The sequence below is a fragment of the Nocardia sp. alder85J genome (genome assembly GCF_020176955.2).
Classification (GTDB): Bacteria; Actinomycetota; Actinomycetes; order Mycobacteriales; family Mycobacteriaceae; genus Nocardia.
Window position 1 is genome coordinate 25,148 of sequence record NZ_JAIUCZ020000018.1, and the last position, 12,292, is coordinate 37,439.

General features: G+C 71.0%; 10 protein-coding genes. 5 read left to right on the forward strand and 5 right to left on the reverse strand.

The window, feature by feature from the left end; translation table 11 throughout:
• The first annotated feature begins 27 nt into the window (after nucleotides 1-27).
• Nucleotides 28-1,092 (forward strand): beta-ketoacyl-ACP synthase 3, encoded by a 1,065-nt coding sequence (locus LBW94_RS41960; RefSeq protein WP_225059743.1) that lies wholly within the window; start codon nucleotides 28-30, stop codon nucleotides 1,090-1,092.
• A 13-nt stretch (nucleotides 1,093-1,105) separates the two neighbouring features.
• Here the strand turns inward: LBW94_RS41960 and LBW94_RS41965 are convergent, their stop codons facing one another.
• Nucleotides 1,106-1,552, reverse strand: a complete 447-nt coding sequence (locus LBW94_RS41965; RefSeq protein WP_225059742.1) for a hypothetical protein — start codon at nucleotides 1,550-1,552, stop codon at nucleotides 1,106-1,108.
• Nucleotides 1,553-1,642: 90 nt separating this feature from the next.
• Between LBW94_RS41965 and LBW94_RS41970 the strand changes: the two genes are divergently transcribed.
• Nucleotides 1,643-2,335: a TrmH family RNA methyltransferase gene (locus tag LBW94_RS41970; protein ID WP_225059741.1), complete on the forward strand. Its 693-nt coding sequence runs from the start codon at nucleotides 1,643-1,645 to the stop codon at nucleotides 2,333-2,335.
• A 3-nt stretch (nucleotides 2,336-2,338) separates the two neighbouring features.
• Here LBW94_RS41970 and LBW94_RS41975 read toward each other — a convergent pair whose 3' ends face one another.
• Together LBW94_RS41975 and LBW94_RS41980 are read right to left on the reverse strand one after the other, a co-directional pair.
• Nucleotides 2,339-3,379 (reverse strand): fused (3R)-hydroxyacyl-ACP dehydratase subunits HadA/HadB, encoded by a 1,041-nt coding sequence (locus tag LBW94_RS41975; protein ID WP_225059740.1) that lies wholly within the window; start codon nucleotides 3,377-3,379, stop codon nucleotides 2,339-2,341.
• Nucleotides 3,380-3,610: 231 nt separating this feature from the next.
• Entirely contained in the window at nucleotides 3,611-4,510 is a 900-nt protein-coding gene (locus tag LBW94_RS41980; RefSeq protein WP_225059739.1) for a hypothetical protein, read from the reverse strand.
• 2,656 nt (nucleotides 4,511-7,166) lie between these two features.
• On the opposite strand from LBW94_RS41980, the gene LBW94_RS41985 reads away from it, so the two are divergent.
• A complete protein-coding gene (locus LBW94_RS41985) occupies nucleotides 7,167-7,610 on the forward strand; it encodes a DUF3151 domain-containing protein (RefSeq protein WP_225059738.1) in 444 nt (147 codons plus the stop codon).
• 19 nt (nucleotides 7,611-7,629) lie between these two features.
• Entirely contained in the window at nucleotides 7,630-8,775 is a 1,146-nt protein-coding gene (locus LBW94_RS41990) for an FUSC family protein (protein ID WP_225059737.1), read from the forward strand.
• A 267-nt stretch (nucleotides 8,776-9,042) separates the two neighbouring features.
• Here LBW94_RS41990 and LBW94_RS41995 read toward each other — a convergent pair whose 3' ends face one another.
• Together LBW94_RS41995 and LBW94_RS42000 are read right to left on the reverse strand one after the other, a co-directional pair.
• Nucleotides 9,043-9,825: a site-2 protease family protein gene (locus tag LBW94_RS41995; protein WP_225059736.1), complete on the reverse strand. Its 783-nt coding sequence runs from the start codon at nucleotides 9,823-9,825 to the stop codon at nucleotides 9,043-9,045.
• Nucleotides 9,826-9,879: 54 nt separating this feature from the next.
• Nucleotides 9,880-10,542 carry a hypothetical protein gene (locus LBW94_RS42000; RefSeq protein ID WP_225059735.1) on the reverse strand — a complete coding sequence of 221 codons (663 nt, stop codon included), beginning with the start codon at nucleotides 10,540-10,542 and terminating at the stop codon, nucleotides 9,880-9,882.
• Between the two features lie 428 nt (nucleotides 10,543-10,970).
• On the opposite strand from LBW94_RS42000, the gene LBW94_RS42005 reads away from it, so the two are divergent.
• On the forward strand, nucleotides 10,971-12,260 hold the full coding sequence (locus LBW94_RS42005; RefSeq protein WP_225059734.1) for an adenylosuccinate synthase: 1,290 nt from the start codon (nucleotides 10,971-10,973) through the stop codon (nucleotides 12,258-12,260).
• The last annotated feature ends 32 nt before the right edge of the window (nucleotides 12,261-12,292 follow it).

Genomic DNA, 12,292 nt, shown 5'->3' on the forward strand with positions numbered 1-12,292 from the left:
AACGGTGAAGGGTCGTGTGAGTCACCCGTGGTGAGCATTGCGATTAACAAGGGGCGCGACAACGTCGCGATGCTGGGCATCGGCGCCTATCGGCCGCAACGAATCGTGAGCAATGCCGAGGTGTGCGAGGTCCTGGACTCGTCTCCGGAGTGGATCTTCGAACGCACCGGCATCCGGAACCGGCGCTGGATCAGCGGCGACGAGACGCTGCGCACCATGGCGGTCGCCGCGGGTGAGCGGGCGATCGCCAACAGCGGCATCGAGCGGTCGAAGATCGGCACGCTGATCCTGGCCACCTCCAGCTGGCTGACCCTGACCCCGCACGGGGCGCCCACCGTGGCCTTCGATCTGGGCATCAACGGCATCCCGGCCTTCGACCTGACCTCCGGCTGCGGCGGCTTCGGCTACGGCCTCGGCGTGGCCGCCGACCTCATCCGCGCCGGCTCCGCGGAGTACGTGCTGGTGATCGGCGCGGAGACGATGACCGTCGGTCTCGATCCGACCGACCGGGGCACCGCGATGATCTTCGGCGACGGCGCCGGTGCGGTGGTGGTCGGGCCGAGCGAGGAGAACGGCATCTCCCCGACGGTCTGGGGCAGCGACGGCGAGCACGCCGGTTCGATCATGCAGGATGTCGACTTCCTGGAGTACATGCATCGGGCGCAGCGGTTGCAGGGCACCGACCCCGAGGTGGAGAAGGTCGGCCGGATGTCGCTGCGGATGGCGGGCCAGTCGGTGTTCCGCTGGGCGGCGGTCACGCTGCCGCGGGCGCTGTCCACCGCACTGGAGGTGTCCGGGGTGGCGAAGGAGGACATCGAGGTCTTCGTGCCACATCAGGCGAACGCTCGCATCAACGAGTTGATGAAGAAGAACCTGGGGCTGTCCGACGAGATCCCGATGGCCAACGACATCGAGAACACGGGTAACACCTCCGCGGCCTCGATTCCGCTGGCGATCGAGGAGATGCTGGTCTCCGGCAAGGCGAAGGGCGGCCAGCTGGCGCTGCTGCTCGGCTTCGGCGCTGGGCTCAGCTACGCCGGTCAGGTCGTGGTGCTGCCGCCCGCTCCGGCGGAACCGAGCTTCACCGTCTGAGCGGGCGGAAGTCTCACAGGCACAACATGATCCGATCCCGGTCCACCGGGTCCACTCGGATCGAAATCGTCTCGCCGACAGCGATTTTCGGCTGGTCGATCGGTGCCACGTCGTAAACGACCGTGCCCCGGTAACTTTCGGAGCCGGGCACGGTCAGCTCCAGATCCAGTTCGGTGAGTTCGGTGTGGTGGTCGGTGCGGGTGAGCGGATGCACGCCCGCGACGGTCGCCCAGCCCTCCAGCCCGTGCCGTTGCAGCCGCCGGTCCGCGCGGGAGGGCCGTTGCGCCCACAGCATCCCCAGGCCGACGCACGAGCCGAACGCCCCCACCAGGGCCATGATCTGATACGGCACGGTCCCCGGCGGTGTGTGCCGGACCACCCAGCCCAGCCACAGGGCGAGGACGGTCAGGTACCCGGCGGTCACGCCGAGCACGGTGCGAAGAATACGTGCGTGGTCCATATGACCGCCTCCACCACCGGCGCCACCTCCAGGATAGGTCCGTCCCGCCCGTTTCCGGGTGGCATCGGGTCACCGTCGGGGCACACTACGATGGCGCTGGTGAATCAGCCCCCGGCACCCGACGACGTGCAGCTCCCCGGCCCCACCGAGTGGGGCGAGCACCCGTACGGGGTGGGTCCGTGGGTCGCCGAATTCGGCACGCCGCCGCCGGTGGATCCGCGGCTGGACCCGGATCTGCTCGCACACGGGGATCGGCGCAACGTGGTCGACGCCTACCGGTACTGGACGCGGGAGGCGATCGTCGCGGACATCGACCGCCGCCGTCATCCGTTCCATGTCGCCATCGAGAATTTCGAGCACGACGCCAACATCGGGACCGTGGTCCGCACCGCCAACGCCTTCGCCGCGGCGGCGGTGCACATCGTCGGCCGCCGGCGCTGGAATCGCCGCGGCGCCATGGTGACCGACCGCTATCAGCATCTGGTCCACCACGCCTCGGTCGCCGAACTGCTCGAGGTCGCCGCCGTCGCCGGCCTCACCGTGGTCGCGGTGGACAACGTGCCCGGCTCGGTGCCGCTGGAGACGGTCGCGCTGCCCCGCGCCTGCCTGCTGTTGTTCGGTCAGGAGGGGCCGGGGGTCACCGACGCGGCCCGGCACGCGGCGGCGCTGACGGTGTCCATCGCACAGTTCGGGTCCACCCGCAGCATCAACGCGGGCGTCGCCGCCGGCATCGCGATGCACAGCTGGATCCGGCAGCACGCCGATCCGGGCGCGGCCTGGTGAGCCTCAGCTGAGCTGCACCTGCGCGATCGCCCGGCCGAACAGCTTCTTCCCGGCCGAGGTCGCGCCCAGCAGGACGGTCGCGGTCCGGCGTTCCGGGTCCAGGGCCTTGATCTTGCCGGTGAAATCGACCGCGGTGGAGTCGAACGGGTACACCGGTACGAATCCGGCGAACCGCACGCTGTAGCTCTCGACGGCGGTCGGATCCCCCAGCCAGGAGGTCAGCACCTCCGCGCCCATGCCCATGGTGAGCAGGCCGTGTGCCACCACCGTCGGCAGCCCGGCCAGTTCGGCGGCGCGGTCGCTGAAGTGGATCGGATTGGTGTCACCGGAAACGCCCGCGTAGTTCACCAGATCGCCGCGCGTGAGGTGGAAGGTGACGGGCGGCAGTTCGCCGCCCACGACCAGATCGTCGAACTTCGGCACGGTGTGCACGGTCAGCGCGCGCCGGCTCTCGACCAGGTCGTGGTCGGTGTGCGCCTGTTCGGCGGACAGTTCGGACAGGGTCGCGGTCGCGCACTCGGCGTCGCTGTCCCGCATGACGACGTCCTCGACCAGTCGCACGATATCCGGGTCGACCTGCTCGTCCAGCCGGACCACGATGGTCGCGACACCGGTCTGCACCACCTCGTCGTGCTGGTCGATCATGGTGGCCCGGACCACGACGAAGTCGTTGCCGCGCACCCGCCGGATCGACTCGATCTCGGCCTCGCAGCGCACCCGGTCCCCGGCCAGCAGCGGCCGGTGCAGTTCGAAGACCTGATCGGTCTGCAGGATCTGCGACAGGTCGTAGTGCGCGAGCACCGAGTTCAGCAGGGCCTTGGTGGCGGTCATGCCGATCACCGAGGCGAAGGTCGGCGGCGCGACGAGGGCGTCGTAGCCCACCTTGCCGGCGTCGGTCTCGTATCGATGAGCGGGATGACCGTTGCGCACGGCTCGTGCGAACTCACGGATCTTCTCGCGGCCGACGTCGTAGTGTCCGCTGATTCGGTAATGCCGACCGGCTAGCTCCGTAGCAACCGGTGCGTCGGACGCCGCCTCGGGCATGGTCCAGTGCTCCTGATTCCGATTCGCTGAATCCGACGCAAGCGCACGCCAGAATCCGGGCAATGCTACGGCGTCTGTGGATTGGCTTCCAGTTGTCTGTGACGTTCATCGCGCGCCGCGGCGACAATGTCACAAGCAAGACGTGACACGCGCTCGACACGCAGAAGAATGCCGAAATTCACCGATCTCGGCCTGCCCGGCGCGGACCATTTCGCCGGGCCGGCCGTTTCGTCACTTGGCGGCCGGCGGATCGCACACCCGCCAGGTGCCGTCCGCGCGTTCCAGGTCGAACGAACGCGCCACCGGGTGATTCGGATCGGAGTCGGTGTAGACGCCGGCCTGCGCGATCGCCTTGTCCCCGGTGATCTGGACGGACTCGATGCTGGAGATCTTGGGGATCTTCTTCTGATCGACCGACAGCTTGTGCACGCCGTCGAACTGATCCGCGGCGATGTTCTGATAGAAGTCGTGCAACTGACCGCAGGTGGCGGCGCGCAGCTTGACCAGATCGCCGCCAGCCAGCGCCGACGTGTAGGTCGTGACGGCCTTGCGCACCTGCGCCTGCGGCGAGGAGTTGGTGGCGTGCTGCACCACACCGATGACCACCGCGATCACGATCGCCACCGCCACCAGCGCCCCCGCGCCCAGCAACAGCGACTTCCTGTGACCGCCGGTCGCGGCGGCGGGCGCGGCCGTGGCCGGCACCTGCTGCGGCCGCGCGACCGGCCGCGGCCCCGCGGACTGTGGCGCGATCACCTGTGGTGCGGCGATCGTTGGCTGTGCGTCCGCGGGCGACGGCGCACTGCCGGGCCGGGCCGGCGGCGCCCCTTGCGGGGGCGTCGACGGGCCTTGCGGCCCAGCATTTTTCGGACCGCTGCCCGGGCGCGGGGTGACCGGCGGCTTGCCGACCGGGCCGCCGCTGCCGGGCACCGCCACGATCCGATCGGTGCCCGCCGCCGGACCGGTCCGGATCTTCTCGGTGGCGTCCGCATCCGGTCGCTGCACCGGCAGCATCATCGTCGGCTCGTTGGACGGATCGGACACCTTCGGAATCGCGACCGTCTTCGGATCCTCGCTCGCCTGCTCCATGGCGGCCCGGACCGCGTCGACGGCGGCCCGAGGGATCGCCATCGTCTTCGCTTCGGACGCATCGTCTTCCGGCTCGCCGGAGGATCCGGCGCCATCGCGCTGCCCCGCACCGGATCCGGGCTGCCCGCCCGGCCGGTTCGTCTCGGCCGGCCGCGCAGGAGCTCCCGATTGTGCTGCCGCACCGGACCTTTCGCTCCGGCCACCCGAACCGGGTGATCCCGGCTCGCTCGTTTTCGCCTGCCCCGCAGACGAATTCGAGAACCGCACGGTCTCGTCCTCGGACCCGTCCTGCGCACCGGCCCGGTCGGCCGCGTTCCCGGCGCCACGAGCGGGACTCCCCGGCCGAGTGCCGGTCCCGCCGGAGGAACCCCCGACGCCCCGCCCGGCCCCGCTGCCGAGGTCACCCCGGACATCGGACGAACCGGAACCCCCTGACCGTGCTCCGGTAGAGCCCGGCGCGCCGAGCGAACCCGCCGACGCCTGCCCGAAGCTCCCCTGTCGCGATCCGCCGCCTGCCGCCCCACTCCCGGGCCGCCCACTGCCACCGGACGTGCCACCAGCACCGGAGCCGTCGGACCCGCGAGACGCGTCGGACGAACCGCCGGGGATGCGACCGGAGCCGCCGATCCGGGTCGTGTCGTCTGCCGAGCCGGAACCACCGGGACCGCGCGGCGCGGCGGACGGTCCGCCGGGGATGCGGCCGGAGCCGCCGATCCGGGTCGTGTCGTCCGCCGATCCGGAACCACCCGGACCACGTGATGTGTCGGACGATCCGCCCGGAATTCGATCGGCGCTCCCGGGCCTGGTTGCACCACCCGTTTCCGATCCGGAACTGCCGGGACGACGGGGGATGTCGGACGAACCGCCGGTGCCGCGGTCGGTGCCTCCGGAGCGGGTCGCTGCGCCCGTCCGCGCGGCGGAGTCGTCCGGCCTGCCGGGGCCGCCACGCGGCGCGTCGAGCGAGCCGCCGGGGGTCCGATCGGTCGTGCCGCCCGGGGTCGGGCCGTCCGGTCGGCCTGGACCGCGCGGCGAGTCGGGTGAGCCGCCGAAAGTTCGCTCGGGGCTGCCGGGGCGGGTTGCGCCACCCGTGCTCGAGGGCGAGCTGTCCGGCCTTCCGCCGGGTCCGCGTGCGATGCCGGAAGAGTCGCCGGGCCTGGTTGTGCCCGCCCCCGATCCGAAGGCGTCGGGCCTGCCACCGGGAGTGCGTGCGGCATCGGACGAGCCGGCCGGGTTCCGGCCCGGACCTCCCGGCCTGAGCGCCGATCCGGAGTTGCCGGGTTCACGGCCCGGACCACGTGCGGTGTCGGACGGGCCGGTGGGTACTCGGCCGGAGCTTCCGGGCCCGCCGGGCGTCGATCCGGAGTTGTCCGGACGATCGCCGGACCCGCGTGCCGGATCGGACGAGCCACCGGGGGTGCGGTCGGAGTTCCCGGGCCGTGCCCCGGAACCGCCGGTGTCACGCGCACCGTCCGAGGTGCGGCCGGTCCCGGAGCCGCCGGGATCGCTCGGCGCACCGAACGTCTGCGCGAAACGGCCGGGGTCGCGGGCGGCGCCGGACTCCCCGGGGGTGCGCGGCGAACTGCCGGAACCAGGTGCCTGCCCGGCGTTTTCGGGCCGGTTGCCGGATCGGTCCGAGCCGGGGGCATCGGCGCCGCCCGCGCGGTCCGAGGCCGCGGCCGAGCCGCCGGGGGTCGTGGCGGATCCGCCGGATGCACCGGTGCCCTGCGCATCTCTCGATCCGCGCGCGGCGCCGGAATCACCGGTGCCGCCGGGCGTGCTCGCGGCCGAATCGGCCTGGCGCCCTGGCGAACCGGCGGGAGTTCCACCGCCGCCGGATCCGCTGCTCGTATTGCCGCTGCCACCAGGAGCATTCGAGGAAGCGCCCAGGGTTCCGGCCGGACGGCCGGGGGTAGCGGAGGAATCGCCGGTCTCGTCGAGCGGCCTGCCGAACATGTCGACCGGACCGCTGGACGACCCGGCCTGACGGCTCGCCGGGCCCGCCTGGTCGCGCGGTGTATCGGTGACCCGGCGGAAGACGCTGCTGCGATTGCGGGAGGCATCACCGGTGGCCGAGTCCCGAGCGTCGTCGGCAGGCCGGCGGCCGGCCGAGTCGCCGGGGCGATCCGGAGCGTTGTTCCGGTCCCCGCCACTCGCACCCGATGCCGCCGGGTTGCCCGCGGACTCGGCCGGGCGGCCGAACATGTCGACGGCCTCCCCGGCCGCCCGGCCGGAGCCGTCCCGGTTGCCGGAGCCCGGACCGCCGGGCCGGTCCGTCGCGTCCTGCGGCTGCTGCCGGTCGGCCGCCGGAGCCGGGGCCCCGGGGCCGCTGTCGGCCGGACGACCGGCCGCGGATCCCGGTTTGGTCACGCCGTCGGCCGGGGGTGTGGCCTTGGCGCCGGGCATGCGGCGGAACACCTGGGTGCGGGCCGAGGGCGACGCCAACGGCTCGGTCGGCGCGCTCGGGCCCGGGGCCCGGGCGATGCGCTGCGTCTGCGCGGTCTCGGGGGCCTTGGAGGAGCCGGGCGACGATGTGCCCGAAGGACGCTGCTCGGCACCGGAGCCCGGTTGCGGCTTCTGGTCGTCGTTCAGGTCGGACACTCGCTACCCCTCGCTCGGCATCGGCGGTTCGATCGATCTACTGGTGATGTACGTCGGTCAGCCTAACGAGCAATTCGGGCGTCGGTGCACAATGAAGCGCATGACCTCGTTCGGTGATCTGCTCGGACCCCAGCCGGTACTCCTGCCCGAAATCTCCGATGCCGAGGAGGCACTGCTCGGCAAACAGGATCCGGTGCAGGTCGCGGCCGCGCATCCGGCGGCCTCGGTGGCGTGGGCACAGCTCGCCGAGGATGCGCTGAGCCGTGCCGATGCGGCCGGGACCGACGTGAGCCTGGACACCGTCGCCGCCTACGGTTTCGCCCGGACCGGCTACCACCGCGGCCTCGACCTGCTGCGCCGCAACGGCTGGAAGGGCTTCGGCCCGGTGCCGTGGAGCCACGAGCCCAACCGCGGCTTCCTGCGCAGTGTCGCCGCGCTGGCCAAGGCGGCCCGCGCGATCGGCGAGACGGAGGAGTACGCGCGCTGCCTCGATCTGCTCGAGGATTGCGACCCGCGCGCCGCCGCCGCGCTGGGCCTGAGCTGACGGCCGGTCACAGCGGCAATTGACCAGCGGAGCCTCCCTCGAGACGGTCCGGGACACCGGCCGGCAGCGGCTGCGCAACGGCGGGCAGCGGTTGCGCCGGTCGGCGCTGCCGATCGTGCAGTGTGCCGTCGGCGCGGCGCTGTCCTGGTTCATCGCGCATCGCCTCATCGGTCACTCGCAACCGTTCTTCGCGCCGACGGCCGCCGTCGTCTCGATCGGGGTGTCCTTCGGCGCGCGCCTGCGCCGCTCGGTGGAGCTGGTGGCCGGTGTCACCGTCGGCATCGGCATCGGGGATTTCTTCATCTCCCGGGTCGGGACCGGGCCGTGGCAGATCGCGCTGGTGGTGGCGGTCGCCATGTCGATCGCGATCTTCCTCGACGGCGGCGCGATCATCCCGATGCAGGCCGCCGGTTCGGCGGTGCTGGTCGCGACGCTGATGCCGCCGCATTCCGGCGCCAGCAGCCTGCGCATGATCGATGCGCTGGTGGGTGGCCTGGTCGGGGTGGTCGTGGTGGCGGTGATCCCGCTGCATCCGGTGCGCCGGGCCCGCCGGCAGGCCGCCGACATCCTGGGCGTGATGAGTTCCGCGCTGATCCGGTGCGCCGACGGCCTGCACGAACAGGATCCGGAGAAGATCCGCGCCGCCCTGGACTCGGTGCGTGGCACCCAGCCGCAGATCGACAGCCTGCGGGCGATCCTGGAGGGCGGCCGGGAGCTGAGCCGGGTGTCGCCGCTGTACTGGAACGCCCGCACCCGGCTGGACGCCCTGCGTGCGACCGCCGATCCGCTGGACAACGCCGTCCGCAACACCCGGGTGCTACTACGCCGCGCCCTGAGCCTGGTCCTGGACGACGAGATCCTGAACCCCCGGCTGGTCGACGAGGTGGAACAGCTCGGCGCCGCCACCGACGTGGTGCGGCGCTTCATGCTGGTGGGCCCACGCGAGCAGCCGGACGCCGCGGAGACCACCCGGATGCTGCGCCGGGTGGCGAAGGGCGCCACCACGGATCTGATCGAGGACGCCGGACTGTCCGCGCACGTGGTGTTCGCGCAGATTCGATCGATCGTCGTCGATCTCATGCAGGTGTGCGGGGTGCGGCGACTGTCGGCGCTGGCGCTGCTGCCGCCGACGGTGGCGCGGCCGTACGTGGACCCGGTCGACTGATTTCGGCCAGGTTTTCGGGTAGTGCGCTACTCGTGCCCCCACCTGCGCGGCCCCATACCGTTCATGGTGTGACCGCGTCCACGAGGGGTGCCGCGGTCGCAGAGTTCGCACCGGTGGTGGACCGCCAGGTCGGCCGGAGGCGCGAATCCGTTGGCGCGGTCCGCGTCGCCATGGGAGGGGCAGGTCGGATCGGTGCCAGCGGATCGCAGGGTGTGGCGGCGGGCACCGGATCCGGCGGCCACCCCGGCGCGAACAGCGGGGCCCGGCTCACCGCCAGAAGCGAACCAGGTAGTCCCCGTACGCCGCCCACAGCGACGGCACCCCGGACAACCCGAACAGGTGATCGACGATGTCGAAGAACACCGTGTTCAGCTGCGGAATCCACAGGATCGCCAGCAACAGCAGCAACCCGTACGGCTTGACCTGATCCAGCGACCGCCGGGTCTGATAGCTCAGCGACGGTTCCAGGATGCCGTAACCATCGGTGCCCGGCACCGGCAGCAGGTTCAGCAGTGTGGCCGTCACCTGTAGGAAGGCCAGGAAGCTCAGCCCGAACCAGAACGCCGGATGGCTGTGCGTGGTTCCGAACACCCGCACGATCACCAGCAGCACGACGGCCAGCACCGCATTGGTGGCCGGCCCGGCGGCGCTGATCAGCCGCTTGGTGCGATCGGCGAAACTCCCGGATTGCAGATAGACCGCGCCGCCGGGCAGAGCGAAACCACCGAGGGCGATGAACAGCATCGGCAGCCCGATCGACAGCAGCGGATGGCTGTAGCGCAACGGGTTCAGCGTCAGATAACCGCGCATCTCGACCTCGCGGTCACCGGCGCGCCAGGCGGTGTAGGCGTGCCCGAACTCGTGCAGGCAGACGCTCACGATCCAGCCGAACACCACGAACACGAAGACGCCGAATTTGGCCAGGTTGGAGGTGAGTTCGGCATTCCACGCGATCGCGCCGCCCGCGGCGGTCAGCGCCACCAGCAGCAGGAAGATCGGGCTGGGCCGCACCGCACCGCTGGTGCGTCTGGCCCCGAAAGTACTGCTCACTCGCTCGGACCCCCTCTGTGACTCATCGAACCGATGGCGGCCGGATCGCCGAACTCACCGAACCAGCAGCCACGGGTCATTGTGCCGGTAGAACACCGAGCGTGGCACTGTTCGCTCCGCCACGATGCCGTCGCGCACCACCAGGGCGCCGGGCGTGCCCAGCTGCACCGCGCGGCCGGACACCCAGCGCCGCTTGCGGAATCCGCGCTGTACGGCGGCGCGAACTCCCGGCAACTCCAGGGTGGGTGAGATGTGCAGCGCCGCAACCTTTCCCGTGAACAGCCGGACGTCGTCGACGTAGGCCTCGCCGGTCAGTTTGGCGCCGCCGGAGCCGGTCACGGTGGCGCGGCCGACCAGGACCGTGCCGGTGTCGTCGCGGATCAGCGGGGTCGGCGCGGCCTTGCCCTCCACCGCGCGCTTGGCCGCCGCGGAACCGGTTCCGGTCTGGTAGGCGCGCGAACCGTAGGTACGGTCCACCGGCACGTAGCCGATCTCCAGGCTCAGGCGCTCCAGGCGCAGCAGGTGGGTGAGCACCGCGGCCAGACCGGCGTCCTCACCGAGCACGATCAACCGCGGCTGGCTGCCGTCCGCACCCAGGATGGGTAGCAGTTCGTCGAGATCGGAGCGGTCCGGGATCGCCGAGGTCTGGGTGATCGGCAACGGCGCGAGCGTGATCGGGACCGGGGCCCCGTTGCAGCGGAGAACGTGAGTACTCAACCGCGGTACGTCCTCCCGCCGACCGGCACCCGGCCGTCCATCCACCACGGACCTGACAACTCCATCGCCCTCGCTGCGCCGGGCGGACCCCGAGCAGTCCGCCGTTCGCAGTCACCATAGTCGCGACGTCCGGGATTCGCTGCTGTGAAACGACGAGCCGGGCCTGTGTCCTTTCGGCGCAACCGGGGCGCTGTGCGGTGCACGACATGGATGCTGTGCGGTGCACGACATGGACGCTGTGCGGTGCACGACATGGATGCTGTGCGGTGCACGACATGGACGCTGTGCGGTGCACGACATGGATGCTGTGCGGCGCACGACGAGCCCGTTTCGCGCATCTATTAGACTGTGCTCCCGGCCACCGCCTGGGGAACGGCAGGTAGCTGCAACATCAGCGATGTTGCGTGTCCAACCCGAGGAGACTCCACATGCCGGCAATCGTCCTGATCGGCGCCCAATGGGGCGACGAGGGGAAGGGCAAAGCCACCGATCTGCTCGGTGGCCGGGTGCAGTGGGTCGTCCGCTACCAGGGCGGGAACAATGCCGGGCACACCGTGGTCCTTCCCAACGGTGACAATTTCGCGCTGCATCTGATCCCCTCCGGCATCCTGACCCCCTCGGTGACCAATGTCATCGGCAACGGCGTGGTCGTGGATCCGGGCGTGCTGCTGGCCGAGTTATCGGGCCTGGAGCAGCGCGGCGTCGACACCGGCAAACTGCTGCTGTCCGCCGACGCGCACCTGATCATGCCGTACCACGTGGCCATCGATAAGGTCACCGAACGCTTCCTCGGCAACAAGAAGATCGGCACCACCGGTCGCGGCATCGGCCCCTGCTACCAGGACAAGGTGGCTCGCGTCGGGGTGCGGGTCGCCGACCTGCTGGACGAGAAGATCCTCACCCAGAAGGTCGAGGCCGCCCTGGAATTCAAGAACCAGGTGCTGGTGAAGATCTACAACCGGCGCGCGCTCGATCCGCAGCAGGTGGTCGACGAGGTGCTGACCAAGGCCGAGGGCTTCGCGCATCGGATCAGCGACACCCGGCTGCTGCTCAACCAGGCGCTGGAACGGGACGAGACGATCCTGCTGGAGGGCTCGCAGGGCACCCTGCTGGACGTCGACCACGGCACCTACCCGTACGTGACCTCCTCCAACCCGACCGCCGGCGGCGCCGCGGTGGGCTCGGGCATCGGCCCGAACCGGATCGGCACGGTGCTCGGCATCCTGAAGGCGTACACCACCCGGGTGGGCTCCGGCCCGTTCCCGACCGAACTGTTCGACGAGTCCGGCGCGTACCTCGCCAAGACCGGCGGCGAGGTCGGCGTGACCACCGGCCGCGCCCGCCGCACCGGCTGGTTCGACGCGGTCATCGCGCGGTACGCCACCCGGGTCAACGGCATCACCGACTACTTCCTCACCAAACTGGACGTGCTCTCCAGCCTGGACCGGGTGCCGATCTGCGTCGCCTACGAGGTGGACGGCGAACGGGTCGAGCAGATGCCCACCACACAGACCGGATTCCACCACGCCAAGCCGATCTACGAGGAGATGCCCGGCTGGTGGGAGGACATCTCCGGGGCGCGGTCGTTCGAGGAACTGCCCGCCGCCGCGCGTGATTACGTGCTGCGGCTGGAGGAGCTGTCCGGGGCCCGGATCTCCTGCATCGGCGTCGGTCCCGGCCGCGATCAGACGATCGTCCGGCACGACGTCCTGGCCTGATCGCCGCCGGTGCGCGCGGGTACGACGCGAAC

Bases quoted from the DNA above. Each gene is read 5' to 3' on its own strand.
- LBW94_RS41975 (WP_225059740.1), bottom strand. From the start codon at position 3,379: ATGCCCGAGGCGGCGTCCGACGCACCGGTTGCTACGGAGCTAGCCGGT.
- LBW94_RS41980 (WP_225059739.1), bottom strand. From the start codon at position 4,510: ATGGCGATCCCTCGGGCCGCCGTCGACGCGGTCCGGGCCGCCATGGAG.
- LBW94_RS41965 (WP_225059742.1), bottom strand. From the start codon at position 1,552: ATGGACCACGCACGTATTCTTCGCACCGTGCTCGGCGTGACCGCCGGG.
- LBW94_RS41985 (WP_225059738.1), top strand. From the start codon at position 7,167: ATGACCTCGTTCGGTGATCTGCTCGGACCCCAGCCGGTACTCCTGCCC.
- LBW94_RS41970 (WP_225059741.1), top strand. From the start codon at position 1,643: ATGGCGCTGGTGAATCAGCCCCCGGCACCCGACGACGTGCAGCTCCCC.
- LBW94_RS42005 (WP_225059734.1), top strand. From the start codon at position 10,971: ATGCCGGCAATCGTCCTGATCGGCGCCCAATGGGGCGACGAGGGGAAG.